This is a genomic window from Candidatus Palauibacter sp., from assembly GCF_965208055.1.
In the GTDB taxonomy this organism is placed as follows: Bacteria; Gemmatimonadota; Gemmatimonadetes; order Palauibacterales; family Palauibacteraceae; genus Palauibacter.
The window spans coordinates 203,766-219,641 of the sequence record NZ_CBDBNY010000004.1 but is presented as its reverse complement, the minus strand read 5'-3'; the positions used below and the strand labels follow the sequence as shown (position 1 = coordinate 219,641).

At 70.7% G+C, this 15,876-nt stretch carries 6 protein-coding genes; 4 read left to right on the top strand and 2 right to left on the bottom strand.

Translation table 11 applies throughout. From position 1 onward, the window contains the following. The first annotated feature begins 8 nt into the window (after nt 1-8). The 4 genes from ACOGXI_RS01205 (at nt 9) to ACOGXI_RS01190 (ending at nt 3,683) form a co-directional block, all read left to right on the top strand. Nucleotides 9-1,364, top strand: a complete 1,356-nt coding sequence (locus ACOGXI_RS01205) for an aspartate aminotransferase family protein (RefSeq protein ID WP_419937084.1) — start codon at nt 9-11, stop codon at nt 1,362-1,364. Nucleotides 1,365-1,395: 31 nt separating this feature from the next. Beyond that, nucleotides 1,396-2,301 carry an SDR family NAD(P)-dependent oxidoreductase gene (locus tag ACOGXI_RS01200; protein WP_419937083.1) on the top strand — a complete coding sequence of 302 codons (906 nt, stop codon included), beginning with the start codon at nt 1,396-1,398 and terminating at the stop codon, nt 2,299-2,301. Nucleotides 2,302-2,481: 180 nt separating this feature from the next. Continuing rightward, complete coding sequence (locus ACOGXI_RS01195; RefSeq protein ID WP_419937082.1) at nt 2,482-2,700, top strand: acyl carrier protein; 219 nt, start codon at nt 2,482-2,484, stop codon at nt 2,698-2,700. Between the two features lie 188 nt (nt 2,701-2,888). Continuing rightward, nucleotides 2,889-3,683, top strand: a complete 795-nt coding sequence (locus ACOGXI_RS01190; RefSeq protein WP_419937081.1) for an alpha/beta fold hydrolase — start codon at nt 2,889-2,891, stop codon at nt 3,681-3,683. Nucleotides 3,684-3,713: 30 nt separating this feature from the next. Here ACOGXI_RS01190 and ACOGXI_RS01185 read toward each other — a convergent pair whose 3' ends face one another. Beyond that, complete coding sequence (locus ACOGXI_RS01185; RefSeq protein ID WP_419937080.1) at nt 3,714-5,477, bottom strand: uracil-xanthine permease family protein; 1,764 nt, start codon at nt 5,475-5,477, stop codon at nt 3,714-3,716. After that, nucleotides 5,474-15,871, bottom strand: a complete 10,398-nt coding sequence (locus tag ACOGXI_RS01180; RefSeq protein ID WP_419937079.1) for an SDR family NAD(P)-dependent oxidoreductase — start codon at nt 15,869-15,871, stop codon at nt 5,474-5,476. Before ACOGXI_RS01180 ends, ACOGXI_RS01185 begins: the two co-directional genes overlap by 4 nt. Nucleotides 15,872-15,876 lie beyond the last annotated feature (5 nt).

The window sequence follows — 15,876 nt, the reverse complement described above, 5'->3', positions numbered from 1 at the left end:
AGACACTCGTGAGCAACATACAGACCGCTCCGCAGACATCCTCGCCGCCCGCCGCGGGCGCCGCGCCGGCGGCCGAATCACGCACGCGGACGCTGACCGCGGCTCAGAGCGACTACCTCTACCCCTGGGTCCGGCCCTACTACGGCGAGCCTCTCGCGCTCGCCCGGGGCGAGGGCGTCTGGCTCAGTGATGTCGACGGCGAGGAGTACCTGGATCTGTTCGCGGGCATCCTCACGACCTCGGTCGGCCACTGCAATCCGGCGGTCGTCGAGGCGGCGCGCACTCAGATGGAGCGGCTCGGGCACACGTCGGCCCTCTACCTGACGGAAGGCCAGATCGAGGCCGCACGCTCCCTGGCGGAGATCACGCCCGGCGCCCTCCGCACGACCTGCTTCACGAACAGCGGCACGGAGGCGGTGGAATCCGCGGTGGCGACGGCGCGCCTGTACACCGGGCGGCACGAGATCGTGGCGCTGCGACTCTCCTATTCCGGCAGGAGCACGCTCACGAGCCACATGACGGCGCAGGGCGCCTGGCGTCTGCCCGGCGGGGGCGTCGACGGGATCGTCCACGCCCGGTCGCCGTACCTCTACCGCTCCCCAGTCGGCGCGGGGCCCGAGGCGACGGACTTCTTCATCGACGACCTCGTGGAAGTCATCGAGACGACGACGGGCGGGAAGCCGGCCGCCTTCTTCGCGGAGACGATCCAGGGCGTGGCCGGCGTCATCGTGCCGCCTCCGGACTACTTCCGGCGCGCGGCGGAGGTGATCCGGAGTTACGGCGGCCTGTTCATCATCGACGAGGTCCAGGCGGGATTCGGACGGACGGGGGACCGCTGGTTCGGGATCGAACACTGGGGCGTCGAGCCGGACATCATGGTGATGGCCAAGGGGATTGCGAACGGATTCCCCGTGGGGGCGACCGTCACGCGGCCGGAGATCGCCGAGGCCTGGCAGGGGCCGTCGATCTCCACGTACGGAGGCAACTCGATCTCCATGGCGGCGATGGGGGCCACGCTGGGCGTGATGAAGGGCGAGAACGTGCCGGCCCGCGCCGCCGAGCGGGGCGCGCAGCTTCGCGCCGGGCTCGAAGAGTTGAAGAGCGCGCACGACTGGATCGGCGACGTGCGCGGCATGGGACTGATGCAGGGCATCGAGATGGTCGAGAACCGCGACGGGAGAGCGCCGGACGGCGCGCGGGCCGGGGCGCTGCTCGAGGCGGCGCGCGAGGAGCGCCTGCTCATCGGGCGCGGCGGGCTGCACGGGCACGTGATCCGGATCGGACCGTCGCTCCTCATCACGGAAGACGAGCTGGAGGAGGGCATCCGCCGCCTCGCGGCCGCCTGCCGGCGGATCGACGGCTGATCCGACTGGCCGCGGGCGAGGGCGTCCGGACGTGAGCCGCCTCGCCGGACGCGTTGCGATTGTGACGGGCGCCGGCCGGGGCATCGGCCGGGCCCACGCGCTCACCCTGGCGGCCGGCGGGGCGAGCGTTGTCGTCAACGACCTCGGCACGGGCGTTCGCGGCGACGGCGCCGATGCCGGGCCCGCCGAATCCGTCTGCGCCGAGATCCGGGCCGGCGGCGGCCAAGCCGTCCCGAGCGGACACGACGTCTCGAACTGGAACGAAGCCAGGCAGCTGATCGCGCACGCCGTCGACGCTTTCGGCGGGCTCGACATCCTCGTGAACAACGCCGGCATCCTCCGCGACCGCGCCTTCTTCAACATGTCCGAGGGCGAGTGGGACGCGGTCGTGGCCGTCCACCTCAAGGGCCACGCCGCTCCCAGCCGCCACGCGCTCGCCTGGTGGCGCACCGAGGCGAAGGCCGGCCGCCCCCGCGCCGCCTCCGTCATCCACACGACATCTTCCTCTGGTCTGTGCGGCAACTTCGGGCAGGCGAACTACGGGGCCGCGAAGATGGGCATCATCGGCCTCTCGAAGGTGCTGTCCATCGAGGGAGCTCCCTACGGCGTCCGCTCGAACGTGATCTCTCCCTCGGCGAGGACCCGCATGGTCGCCGGCATGACGGGGGCCGATCAACTGGGCGCGCCGGACGAGACCGGCTACGACCCCTTCGGGCCCGGGCACGTCGCCGTCCTCGCGGCGTGGCTCGCGGAGGCCGACTGCCCGGCTCGTGACCAGATCTTCCATGTGTCCGGGCGGCGAATCCGCGTCCTGGAGGTCCCGCGCATCGCGTCCGAGACCCGTTCGGAGCACGACTTCACGCCATCGGCGCTCGGCGACGCGCTGGCGGACCGGTTCGTCACTCCCCTCAGCCCCTTCGACCTGATCCTCGGCTGAGGTCGGCCGGGGAAGGAGGGTTAGCTGCCGCACCGCCGCTTGACGATTCCGGCATCGGCGATAGAGTATCGGACACGGCGGGCGAAGGCGTCGCCCGCGCGTCCTCGCGCGCGTACGTATCTTCATTTTCATCATCTTCATCCTCTTTCATCTTCATCCTCTTTGCGAAAGGCTACCCTAATGGCCGCTGAAGCTCGCCTCAGAGAACTGGTCGCCGAGCATCTGGATCTGGGCCGTGCACCCCAGTGGGATGGGGGGATCGCGGATTCAGGCATTTCCTCGCTCGACGCCGTCGCCTTCAAGAAGGTCGTCGAGCAGGAGTTCGGCGTCACCGTCCCCCCCGAGTGCTTCGACACGCTCCGCAAGCTGGCTGCCTACATCGACTCCCACTCGGGCTGAACGCACCTCACCGGTTTTGACCGCGCTCCCCCGAGCCGACTCGTTCGGCTTCGGGGGAGCCGCATGACGTGACGCCCCGCGCCGTTTGGGAGGTACCGGAACCCCATTCGGTAGACGACGTCCGGCACGATGACGGCAGCGTCACCAGAGTACGGCGACATGGGAACCCCCGTGGGCGTCGTTTGCTCATGGGCCACGGCAACGGCCTCGCGGTCGACCTTTATTATCCGTTCTGGTCGCGGTTCCTCGACGATTTCGATGTGTTCGTGTACGACCTGAGGAATCACGGGTGGAACGCGGTCGGCCCGCGTGGCGGGCACAATGTCCCAAACATGATCCGGGACCAAGAACAGGTCGTCGAGGCCGTCTCCGCCCGTTACGGCCGGCTGCCCACGATCGGGGTCTTCCACTCCCTTTCGGCGCTGACGGCGCTCCTCTCGGATTCGCTCGGCACCGGTCGCACGGGCGATCTCTCCGCCTGGATCCTCTTCGATCCACCTCTCTACAAGCCGCGAATGGGCGAGGCCGAGTTCGACAAGTCCGCCGACCGGTCGGCGGAACTCGCGCGCCGCCGCACGGACCGGTTCCGCGGGGAGTCCGAGTTCTCGGAACTCCTGCATCACCTGGTGCTGTCCCGGGCGGTTCCCGGCGCCGCCGACCTGATGGCCAGCACCGTGCTGCGCAAATCAGCGGACGGGAGGGGCGTCGAGCTTCGGTGTCCCCGCGAATACGAGGCGCAAATCTTCTCTTACGCGCGCACCTACGCCTTCCTTGTGGACCTGGGGAATCTTCGGTGTCCGACGAAGGTGATCGGGTCGGACCCCACGATGACCTTCGCGTACATGCCGTCCTTCAACCTCAGTCACATCAACACGGTCGACTACGACTTCATACCGGACTCCACGCACTTCCTGCAGGTGGAGTACCCGGCGGAGTGCGTCCAACGGATGTGCGAGTTCCTCGAGGGTCGCGGTCTGCTGTAGGCTCCGACCTCCCGCCTCGCGAGACCGTCGTCAGATGCCCCCGCCCGCCGCGGCGGAGACGGCTACCCGCACGGTGACGATGTCGGTGTCGTAGTACTGCTGATGGCGAACCGACGAAGCGAGGTGCCGCAGGAGGCGCAGCGACACCTCGCGCTCCGGGGAGGTCTCCTCGACCTCTCCGCTCAGCAGCGCGAGGCGATCCTGGAGGTTCTCGTCGCGCGGGGCGACCAGGAATTCGAGCGCCACCTCGCCCTTGTCGCGGTGCGCGGCCATGGCGAGCCGCCGGGAGGGATCGTCGCCGGAACCCTCCGGCCGGGTCAGTGAGAGGAGCGCCTCCTCGGCGGCGGCGGCCAGACGGTCCGCGACCTCCGCGTCCAGGCCGACCTTCGCTGCGAAAGTCCCGAGAAATTCCCGGATCTTCGGCAGCGCCGATGGGCCGAACTCCGTTTCGATGCGGGCGCGGCGGGGTTCGGTCAGGCGCAGGAAGAGAGTCAGCCCGATGGCGGTGAAGCCGCCGGCGTTCATCCCGTTTGCCAGCAGGCCGCCTGCGAACGCGGACACCTGCTCGGGCAGGATGAGCCCGTACTGAAAGCTGACGCCGGTGAGGAAGGCAAGGCCGACGACGATGCCATCGCGATAGCCAAGTCCGCCCTGCAGGACGATCTTGAGGCCGATCGCGAACAGCATCGCGAGAAGGACGCCCAGGTAACCCGCGAAAACCGGATCCGGAATCGCGAGAACGACGGCGAACGCCTTGGGAAGGAAGGCGAAGGCGATGAAGGCGGCGCCGGCCGCCAGGCCCACACCCCGCGCCGCGACCCCCGTCAGTTGAGTAAACGGGACGCTCGTCGTCGTCGCGCTACCCGGCACGGTACCAGCGAGGCCGGCGAGGAGGTTGCCCACGCCGTCCACGGCCACCGCGCCCTGCACGGCCCGGAAATCGGTCGCGCGACTCGAGCGCCGCCACGACACCCGCTGGATCGCCACGGCGCTGCTCATCGTGCGGATGCTCGCGATCACCGCCACGAGCAGGAACGAGGGCAGGAGGGTCCAGAAGGCCGGCCCGAATTCCAGGTCGAAACCCGGCGGGCGCGGGCGTGGCAGGGCGATCCAGGCCGCGTCCGCTATGCGTTCCACATCGTAGAGGCCGTAAGAGGCGGCGATCGCGGTACCGGCGACCACGCCGATTACCGGGGCCCACAGGCGGAGCGCCCCTGTCCCGCGCAGGGCGAGACATCCGATCAGGATCAGGGTGGCGAAGAAGCTGAGGGGAGCGCCCGGGAGCGCGCCTCCGTCGGGCCCGGTGGCAAGGAGCCCCGACACGAACGGCAGCACCGTCACGGGGATCAGCATAATCACTGTCCCGGAGACGGAGGGGGTCAGCACCCGCTCGAAGAGAGACAGCCGCCAGGCGAGCAGGAGCGGGATGACGGCGGCGACCACGACCAGGGTGGCGAGAAGAGCCGGACCGCCCTCGGTGAGCGCCATGATGCTCGCCGGGATGAAGGCGCCGGAAGTACCCATCAGAAGGACGTGTCCCGCGCCGAAGCGCCCCGCCCGGACCGCCTGCACCATCGTCGCCAGACCGCAGGCCGTGACGGACGCCAGGACTGCCCAGGAGAGATACTCCTCGTTCATCCCGGCGGCCCGCATGACGACCACCGGGATCAGTACGATGGCCGCGACGTTGAGCACCGCGAGCTGGAGCCCGACGCCGAGCGCCAGGGGCGTCGGAGGCCTCTCGTCGGGCTGATAGCGGACGCCGGCCCGGCCATCCGCCGCGGTGGCGTTCAAGTCCTTGTCTCGATCCAGTGGCGCCTGCGCTGGAACGGATAGCCGGGGAGCGCGATCCTGCGCCTCGTCTCACCCGCGAACAGCCCTGCGAAGGAGACGGGAAACCCGGCCTCGTACGCTCTCGCCACGGACTCCGCGAACGGCATCTCGGCCGTTCCGATGTCGACCACAAGGTCCGCGCCGAACTCGGCCAGCGCCCGGGAGGTGCGGCCGGGGTCCCCGTGCGCGCGGGCCTGCTCGCGCCAATAGGCTCCGTCCGGTGCCCGGGCTGGGTCCATCCGCCGGCCCGTCACCTGGCTGACGATCGCCACGGATGGCGGGGAAAGCTCCATCTCCTCCGCCGCGGCTTCCAGGCCTTCCAGCGGGTCGCGTGGCGTGTCGCCCGCACCTTCGCCAGGCACGGCGGCCGCCAGACGCTGTCTCGGCCGGGCCATGGCGGCTCCTCTCGCCGCGGCGAGCCGCAGCCCGTCGTCCAGGCCGAAGACGCCGGCGGCCCAGCCCGCAGCCAGCTCGCCGGCGCCGTGTCCCGCTACCGCGCCGGGGCGGATGCCCGCGCTCGCCCAGAGCGACGTGAGCGCGCAGCCCAGGGCGTAGGCGGCCGGCTGCGCCCACTCGGGATCCCGCAGCGCCCCCTGCGCACCCCCCGGACCGAACATCACGTCGAGGAGCGACACCCCGTCGCGTTCCTCCTTGAGCACCGCGTCGCAGCGATCCAGGACGGCGCGGACGACCGGCTCCCGCTTGTACAGATCCTCGTCCGATCCATCGCCGGATCCGTCCCTGACGCCATCCTCTCCCGCGAAGAAGAAGGCCACCTTCGGAGCGGTGCCCGGCCCGGCGTCGCGACGCCATTCGTCTTTGACGGTCCGCGCGGCGAGGACGTTCAGTTCACCTCGAAGCGACGTCACGTCGCGGAACACGAGGCCGGCGCGGTGCGCGAGGTGAGTCCGGCCGACGCCCGCGGTCCACGCCATGTCCGCGAGCACCGAGGATCCGGCGTCACTCTCCTCCGGCGTCTCTTCCGACGCTTCGCCGCCGTGTCCGTCCAGCCACTCGAGGTACCGCCGCGCCAGCTCCCGCAACGCCCGGGGCGACTTCGCCGAGAGAGGCAGCAGGCGAGTCTCCCGGGAAGCGACGTCGACGGCGGGCGGCGACCATACCTCCGACTCGGGCAGAGCGATGGGAACCGCGACCGCGGGACCCGCGGGCATCGGGGCGCCGTGCAGGATCGAAGCACGACCCGGCCCTCCGTTCCCCTCGACGACCACGTGCGCGTTCGTCCCCGATATCCCGAACGAACTCACCCCCGCGCGGGGCGGCCGATCACCGTTCGACGGCCACTCGACGGTCTCGTCGGTGACCCGCACCGGGAGCTCATCCCAGGCCAGATGCGGGTTCGGGTTGTGGAAGTGCAGCTGCTTCGGGATCCGGCCCTCGTTCATGGCGAAAACGGCCTTGATCAGGCTCGCGACGCCGGCGGCACACTCGAGATGGCCGATGTTCGTCTTCACCGAACCGATCAGGAGAGGCCGCTCCTCGTCGCGTCCCCGGCCGTAGACGGCCGCGGCCGCCTGCACCTCGATCGGGTCGCCGAGATCGGATCCCGCCCCGTGCGCCTCGAGGTAGTCCACCGACGCCGCCGGGACGCCCGCCTGCGCGAGCGCCTGCTCGATGACGCGTTCCTGGGCCGGCCCGTTCGGGACTGTGAGTCCCGCGCTGGCCCCGTTCTGGTTGACCGAGGATCCGCGGACGACGCCCCAGATCCGGTCGCCGTCCGCCTTCGCGTCGGCGAGCCGCTTCAGGACGACCATCCCGCAGCCCTCGCCCCGCACGAACCCGTCCGCCGCCGCGTCGAAGGTGTGGCAGAGGCCGCTCGAGGAGAGCATCCCGACGTCCTTCATGAAGGTCGTCGTCTCCGGCCACACGATTGCATTGACCCCTCCGACGAGGGCCAGTTCCACCTCTCCCTGCCGGACTGCGGCGGCGGCCTGGTGGACGGCCACGAGCGAGGAAGCGCACGCCATGTCGAGCGGCACCGCGGGACCTGTGAGACCGAGGGCGAAGGAGATCCGGCCCGCGGTCACGCTCATCGTCGTCCCCAGGTATCCGTGCCCGTGGCCCATCGCCGCCGCGAGATCCCGGTAGTCTCCCGTGGTGACGCCGGCGTAGACCCCGGTATTCGTGCCCTTCAACCGCGCCGAATCCAGACCCGCATCCTCCAGCGCGTGCCACGTCGTCTCCAGAAGGAGCCGCTGCCGAGGGTCCATCATGCGCGCTTCGATCGGGGTGATCCCGAAGAAGCGCGCGTCGAACTTGTCGATGTCCTCAAGGAAGGCGCCGCGACGCGAGTAGTGATCCTCGGAGGCGGGATCTCCGGCCACGCCGTGCCAGGGACCCGCGTCCCGGCGCCCGTCGGTGACCGCATCGATCCCGGCTTCGAGTTGGCGCCAGAAGGCGGCGAGGTCCGGCGCGCCGGGGAACCGGCACGCCATGCCGATGATCGCGACGCCATCGTCCACCGTGCGATCGTCCACCATGCCATCGTCCGCGACGCCGCCGTCCGGCTCGCGCTCCGGCGGCTGGACCCGGGCCTCCGGTGCGGGCTCGGGCGCCGGGGCCGGTGCCTCGCCCCCTTCGCCGAGTTCCTCGGCCAGGTGGGCGGCGAGTTCGGCGATGTTGGGATAGTCGAACACGAGCGTGTTCGGCGCCGTGTACGTCCCCGAGAACGCCCGATTCATCCGGTTGCGCAGTTCCACGGCCATCAGCGAGTCCATTCCGAGATCGAAGAATCCCACGGTGGGGGCCGGAGCCGAAGACAGCCGCAGGACGGCCTGCACTTCCCCCTGCACGTACGACACCAGGAGGTTCTCGCGCTCCGCCGCCAGCGTTCCCCGCAGCCGGGTGAGAACATCTTCGGAGGATGCGTCGTCGGCCGCCCGGGCCTCGGACGCCGCGGAGAGCAGATCTTCGAGCATCGGTGGGGGATCTTCGACGGCCTCCTCGAACACATCCCAGTCCATCGACATCACGACGGACGTCGTGGCGTCCTGCCGCACGAGCCGGTCGAACGCCCGCATCCCCTGCTGCGGCGTGAACCAGCGGCCGCCGAGCGCCGACCGCTGCCGGTCGATCCGGTCGCGCTGTTCCGCAGCTTCGCCGATGTCCGACCAGGCGCCCCAGGCGATGGCCTGCCCCGGGAGCCCCAGCGCGCGGCGGTGGCCGGCCAGCTGGTCCAGGAAGGCGTTCGCCGAGGCGTGGTTCGCCTGGCCCGGATTGCCCATGACGCCGACGCGGCTCGAGAAGAGCGTGAAGAAATCCAGGTCGCGGTCGATCGTGGCGCGGTGCAGGTGCCAGGCGCCGAGGATCTTGGGCCACAGCACCCGCTCGAAGCACTCCCAGTTCTGATTGGGCAGCGCGCCGTCCGACAGCACGCCCACGCTGTGGATCACGCCTCCGAGGGGCGGCAGATCGCGCTCGATGCGCTCCATCATGCCGTCGATGGCCCCCTGGTCCGTCATGTCGGCCAGCTCGACCTGGACCGTCACGCCGCGTTGCCGGAGCGCCCGGATGGCCTCCGCGGCTTCGGGGTCCGGGTTCCGCCGTCCGTTCAGCACGATCGCGCCCGCGCCCCGCTCGGCGAGCCAGTCGGCCACGGCGATTCCGATCCCGCCCAGGCCGCCCGTCACCAGGTAGCTCCGGTCCCCGCGCAACCCGCCCCGCACGAGCGGAGGCGTCGTCACGACGATCTTCCCGAGGTGGCGGGCCGAGCGCATGAACGACAGCGCGGCCCCCGCTTCGGCCAGCGGCCACCGGCTGTGAATGATGGGCTCGAGTTCTCCGGTCGAGAGACGAGCCAGCAGGTCCCGCAGAACCCGCCCCACCCATGCCGGATCCGTCTTCTTGAGCACGTCCAGTTCGAGGATCCAGTAGCCGACGTCCGGACGAACGGCCGCCATCTCCTCCTCGGTGAGGATGTCGCGCCGGGCCATCTCGACGAAGCGGCCGCCCTGCCGGAGGCAGTCGAGGCTCGCGTCGATGAAACCCTCGCTCGTAAGGCTGTTCAGGACGACGTCCACGCCCTCGCCGCCCGTCGCCTCAAGGATCTCCTCCCCGAAGTCGGTCGTGCGGCTGTCGAACACGTGCTCGACGCCGAGCGAGCGCAGATACGCCTGTTTGGGAGCGCTCGCGGTGGCGAAGACTTCCGCGCCCGCTGCCTGCACGAGCTGGATGGCCGCCAGCCCCACGCCCCCCGCGCCGGCATGGACAAGTACCCGTTCGCCCGCTTCCAGCCCCGACAACTCGAAGGACAGCGCCGCGGACACATAGGCGCTGGGTATCGTCGCCAGACCGCTGACGGAGAAACCCTCCGGCGCGGAGGCGACGAGTTCCTCGTGGGTGATCATCTGTGGCCCGAAGGCGCCGAACCCCAGCCCCACGATGTGATCGCCGACCGCGACGGAGGTCACGTCGGAACCCACCTCGAGGATGTGGCCGCACATCTCCCGCCCCAGCAGTCCTTCTTCGATGAAGCCGAGCGACCGGAACACGTCCCAGAAGTTGAGGCCGGAGGCCTCGACCGCGACGCGAACTTCACGCGGTTCCAGCAGCCGCGCCGGCAGGGGCTGCACGTACGGCCGGTCGAACACACCCTCCGGGTCCGGCGCCAGCACCCATTCCGTCTCGTCCGGGAACTCGAGGCGCTCGGCGCCGGAGCCCATCCGCACGAGGCGCGCCACCTGGCGGCTGCCGCGGCGGTACGCGATGTGGTTCTCGGGGTCGGGATAGAGGAGTTCGTTGACGAGGTCGGGTTCCGGCGCCATTGAGGCGGGGTCGAGGTCGAGCAGCCGCGGCTGCAGGTGCGCCGCCTCCCGGGCTACGCCCTTGCCGAAGCCCCACAGGGCCGCCCCGGCGAGTTCCCCCCCCCGCTCCCGCTCGAGGATCTGCGCCCCGCGCGTGATGAACCACACGCCCTTCTCGGGGGTCAGATCCGAATCGCCCACGCCCTGTACGAGCGCGAGCGCGCTCGCCACCGCACCCTCGATGTCCGACGCCATCTGATCGGTCGTGGCGCGCTCCCCGTGGCCATCCAGCGCCGCGAGGTGCACGGCGCCGTTGAACGGGATCTCCTCCGGCAGACTCGCGATCAGCGACCGCCACGCCTCGCGTTCGCCCGCATCCTTCGCGCTCGCCAGGACGACGGTCTGGTTCCGCTCCCTCATCTCGGCCGCCAGCTTCTCCGCCGTTCCCCCGTCGTCCGCCGCAAGAACCCAGGCGCCCGCGGGCTCCGTCACCCGCGCCGGACCCTGCGCCACGATCACGCCTTTGTCGAGCTTCGTGTCGGGGTCCGACTCGTCCACGCCGAGGACTTCGACCGCCTCGAAGCCCGCGTCGCCCAGGGCCTGCCGCCACACTGAGGGTCCGGCCAGCGCGTGGTGCGGCCGGTAGTCGTCGGCGAAGCGCCACCATCCGTCTAGCTGCCCGAACGTGAGGTCCATCCACCCGAGGCCGGTGAGGTTTTCGAGCGCGACCAACTGCCCGGACGGCGCCATCAGTTCCCGGCAGTGTCCGAGCGTCTCCTCCAGGTATCGCGTCGCGTGCAGCACGTTCGAGGCGATCATGAGGTCGTAGCCGTGCGCGTCGAAGCCCTGTGCGATGGGGTCCTTCTCGATATCCAGGGGACGGTACTCGATGCACCCGCCGCCGTCGCCGAAGCGCGCCTCGGCCTCCGCGAAGAAACCGGCGGAGATGTCGGTATACATGTACTCGAACCGGCCGGCCGGAAGCTCGGGCAGGACCGACGCCGTCGCCGACCCCGTTCCCGCGCCGACCTCGATCACCCGCAGCCGCCGTCCCTCGGGGAGCGCAGCTACCAGGGTCCGCACCGCCTCCGTCAGCATCTCGTTCGCCGCCCGCGCGACGGGCGCCTTCAGGTACAGGTCGGCCGCCGTCGGCTCTCCGCTGCTGAACAGGAGCGTGAGGGGGTCCTCGCCGCCGCGGAGCACGTCGGCCAGCGCGAGGCCGGAGCGCCGAAACAGGCCGACTTCCGTGAGTCCGTGGGAATAAAGGCTTGTCATTTCGATCGCGAACTCGTCGAGATCCCGCAGCAGGTGCTCCGGCAGCGGGTCGTCCGGCCCCACGAGGACGCGGAAGCCGTCCGCCGTCTCCTCGGCAACGCCCGACCAGGCGAGCATCTCGAACATGCGGCGGAAGAGACGCCCGTGTTCCGGAAGGACATCCAGTTCCTGCCGCAGCCGCTCCGGGTCCACCGTCTCCCCGGCCGTCCTCCGCCAGCCCAGGTCCTCGAGCGTCTGAAGGGCGCGCGCGTGCGACCAGCGCTCCAGGTCCGCGAGGAGGGCGTTTCTGTTGTCCGGATCGACGCCCGCGTCCGTCAGGTAGCCGGCGAACAACTGCGCGCCCTCCGCGACGGCGGCGGGGCTCGGGAAGAAATCGGCGGGATCGACGCCCTTCGGAAGGGCGCGCTCGCGCCATGCGACCTCGTACAGCAGATCCTTGATCCCCTCGACCGCCGAGAGCAGCGCCTGCCGCGTGGCCCGCTTCACCGTGTAGCCGCTCAGCCGGCCGAGCGGCGCGCCGTCCGGGTCATAGATGCGGAGTTCGCAGCTCAGAACCTCGGCCGGCTCGCCGCCTGCGGCCTCCGCGTCGCGCGAGGCTTCGCTGAGGCGCACGTGGCACACCACGCGGTCCGGCAGTTGCCCCGCCAGCCACAGCCGCTCCCAGCCGAACGGTAGATACGTCGCGCCTCCTTCGGTTTCCGACACGTTGCGGGCCACGCCCACGGCCTGGAAGCAGCCATCCAGCACGAGCGGATGCACGTCCAGCCCGTGACCGGCCATGGTTTCCGGCAGCGACACCTCGGCCACAGCCTCCCCGGGCCCGAACCATGCCCTCCCGAGCGTGCGGAAGGGCGGGCCGAGATCGACGCCGGTGCTCGCCCGGTGGCGGTAGTAGTCCGCCACTTCCACGGGCGAGAGATCGGCCCTCAGGCTTTCGAGGTCGATGCGGCCGCCGTCTTCAGGATCGGAGACGCCGACCGCCAGACGGCCCTCCACGTGGACCGTCCAGACGCCCTCGCTGCCGCGGCTGAAGATCTGGACGCCGCGCGGCGCCGTCGGGTCGGGCGCATCGAGCACGACCTGCAGCGTCCGCCCCGCCGCATCGGTCTCGCCCTCGGTCTCGTCCCCGTCCGCGTCGAAGACGAGCGGGTTGTGCAACTGCATCTCCTCCACGACGACCGATCCCCCCTCCTCGAGGACGGACGCCGCGATGGTCATGGCCCCGTACAGTGCGCCGGGCGCCACGACACGGCCGAACACACGGTGGTCGTCCATCCAGGCCGGATCCGATGGGAACACCTCCGTCTCGAAAGTGATCTCGCCGCGGGCGGACTCGTGGCGGGCGCCGAGCAGCGGGTGGCCGTCGCTTCCACGACGGCGCTTCGGCGGCGCGACCCAGTGGCGGACGCGCTGGAACGGATAGCTGGGGAGCGCGATCCGTCGACGCGTCTCCCCCGCGAAGAGTCCGGCGAAGCGAACCGGGAGGCCCGCCTCGTAGGCCGCGGCGACCGCCTCCGTGAACCCGGGCGCGTCCTCGGACCCGGACCCCCCGGCGGCGGACCCATCGGCCGCGGGCGCAGTGAGGCTCGACAGGACCGCCGGAGCCGGCGGCTGCGGCGATTCCGGCCAAGCGGAGGCCGCCATCGGGGCCAGCAGCGACCGAGGGCCGATCTCCAGCACGAGATCGACGCCAAGGTCCGCCAACGTCTGTACTCCCTGGGCGAAGGCCACCGGCTCGCGCGCGTGCCCCCGCCAGTAGGTCCCGTCCAGCGCCTGACCGGCTTCCACCGCCCGGCCCGTGAGGTTGCTGACGACCGTGAGGGACGGAGCCTCGATCGCGGCCCCATCGAGCGACGCCGCCAGTTCGTCAAGGATGGGATCGACCAGGGCGCTGTGGAACGCCCGTTTCGTGTTCAGGCGTCGGACCCGGACGCCCTCCCCCTCGAACCGCTTCGAGATGGCCTCGATGTCCGCGACCGGCCCGCTGACGACCTGGTGAGTGCCGTTGTAGCCCGAGATACTCAGCCCGACGCCGGAAGCCGCCTCGTTCACGGCCTCGACCGCCGACGCCACCTGCTCGGGCGTCGCGAACACGGCCGCCATGCCACCTTCCTCCATGCGCGACATCAGCGCGCCCCGCGCCGCGGCGAAACGCATCCCGTCCTCGAGGGAGAACACGCCCGCCGCCTGCGACGCGGCGAGTTCGCCGATGCTGTGCCCGATCACGACGTCGGGGCGGACGCCGAGACTCGCCCACAGCGCCGTCAGCGCGCACTCCAGCGCGTAGAGCGCCGGCTGCTCCCACGCCGTGTCCCCGAGATCACCGGTGCGCGCCCCGGTCCGACCCCCAGCTCTATCGGGTCGCCCGAACATGACGTCGAGCAGCGAGGCGCCCCGCTCCTCGACGAAGACCGCCTCGCAGCGGTCCAGAACCGCACGGGCCACGGGCTCGCTCTCGTAGATCGCCTCTCCCATGCCGGCCCACTGGCTCCCCTGCCCCGTGTAGGCAAAGGCCACCCGAGCTGGCGTCCCGTCCGGCGCGCCCCCATCGGCCGCGCCATCTCCCCGCGCGGCCAGCGCGAGCAGTCGCTCCCGCAGCGACGCCGCGTCGCGGAAGATGACGCCCGCGCGGTGGTCGAAGTGGCTCCGTCCCACACCCGCCGTCCACGCCATGTCGGCGAGGAGGGGGCTCGAGGCGAGGTCCGGGACGAGATCCGAGGCGAGATCCGAGGCGACATCCCCGGCCGAAGGGTTCTCGCCGTGCTCGTCCAGCCAGGCCACGTACCGCCCCGCAAGGTCGCGCAGCGCGCCCTCCGATTTGCCCGACAGCGGAAGCAGGCGCGCCGCACGCGGGCCGACCCCCTCCGGGACCGGCACATCCGCCACGGTCGCCGGCATGGAAACCTCCACCGGAAGTCCGGCGCCCGCGGCCCAGTCCCCGTCGGATCGAGCGCGGTCCGCGGCACCGTCGGCCTCACGGTCGGCCGCACCGCTGGCCGCGCGGTATTCCTCCATGACGAGGTGGGCGTTCGTCCCCGAGATCCCGAACGAATTGACCCCCGCGCGCCGCGGATGCCGCGCGTCCCCCGGCCACTCCATCATCGACGAGGTCACGCGCAGCGGGAGACGATCCCAGTCGAGGCTCGGGTTGGGATCGTTGAAATGGAGGTGCTTCGGGATCACACCGCGGTTCAGGACCAGCGCCGCCTTGATCACGCCCGCCACGCCGGCGGCCGATTCCAAGTGCCCGATGTTCGTCTTCACCGAGCCCATGAGAAGCGGGTTGTCGGCGTTCCGTCCTTTTCCGTAGACCGCGACCACCGCGTTGGCCTCGATCGGGTCGCCCACCGTCGTTCCCGTCCCGTGGGCCTCCAGGTAGTCAACCTCCAGGGGAGAGACGCCCGCGTCCGCCAGCGCCGCGTGCATCACCTCTTCGAGTGCCGGCGTGTGCGGCACCGTGAGCCCCGTGCTCGCCCCGCCGTGATTTACCGCCGAGCCGCGAATTACCGCCCAGATCCGGTCGCCGTCGGCCGCCGCCTCGCTCAGCCGCTTGAGGACGACGACCCCGCAGCCCTCGCCCCGCACGTATCCGTTCGCCGACGCGTCGAAGGTTTTGCACTGCCCGTCCGGCGACAGCATCATCGCGTCCGCGCGGAGTTCGTAGATGCGGCCGTTCAGGATCGCCTGCACGCCGCCCGCGATGGCCAGGTCGGCCCTCCCCCGCTGGAGGTCCGCCACGGCGTCGTGGACCGACACCATAGAGGACGCGCAGGCGGCGTCCACCGCCTTCGCCGGTCCCCGGAGCCCGAGAACGAACGAGACCCGTCCGCTCGTCCCGTTCAGGTTCGTGCCGCTGAGCGCGTACAGACAGCTCGCGGCCTCGGCCGGCTTGCTCGAGTCCACCACGAGCATGCGGTACTCGTCGTTGCTGATCCCGGTGTAGACGCCGGTGAGCGTCTCCCTCAGCCCATCGGGGTCGATCCCCGCGTCCTCGAGCGCCTCCCAACTCGTCTCCAGCATCATGCGCTGCTGCGGGTCCAGCAGCTCCGCCTCGACCGGCGAAATCCGGAAGAACGCGTCGTCGAACTGATCGATGTCGTCGACGAAGGCGCCGAAACGGCAGCCGTCGCTCTGCACCGCGCTATCCCCGAAGATCTGGCCCCAGCGCCCCACGCCGGAACCGGGGATCCCCTCCTGGACGGAGTTCCCGCCCTCCTCGAGCAACCGCCAGAAGTCCGGGATGCTCGACGCGCCCGGGAACCGGCACGCCATCCCTATGATGGCGATCGGCTCGGTCCGCCGCCCGTTTCGATCTGCCATGGTTA

Excerpts from the sequence above, each read along its gene's own strand:
- ACOGXI_RS01195 (WP_419937082.1), top strand. The coding sequence starts at position 2,482 with ATGGCCGCTGAAGCTCGCCTCAGAGAACTGGTCGCCGAGCATCTGGAT.
- ACOGXI_RS01190 (WP_419937081.1), top strand. The coding sequence starts at position 2,889 with ATGGGCCACGGCAACGGCCTCGCGGTCGACCTTTATTATCCGTTCTGG.
- ACOGXI_RS01180 (WP_419937079.1), bottom strand. The coding sequence starts at position 15,871 with ATGGCAGATCGAAACGGGCGGCGGACCGAGCCGATCGCCATCATAGGG.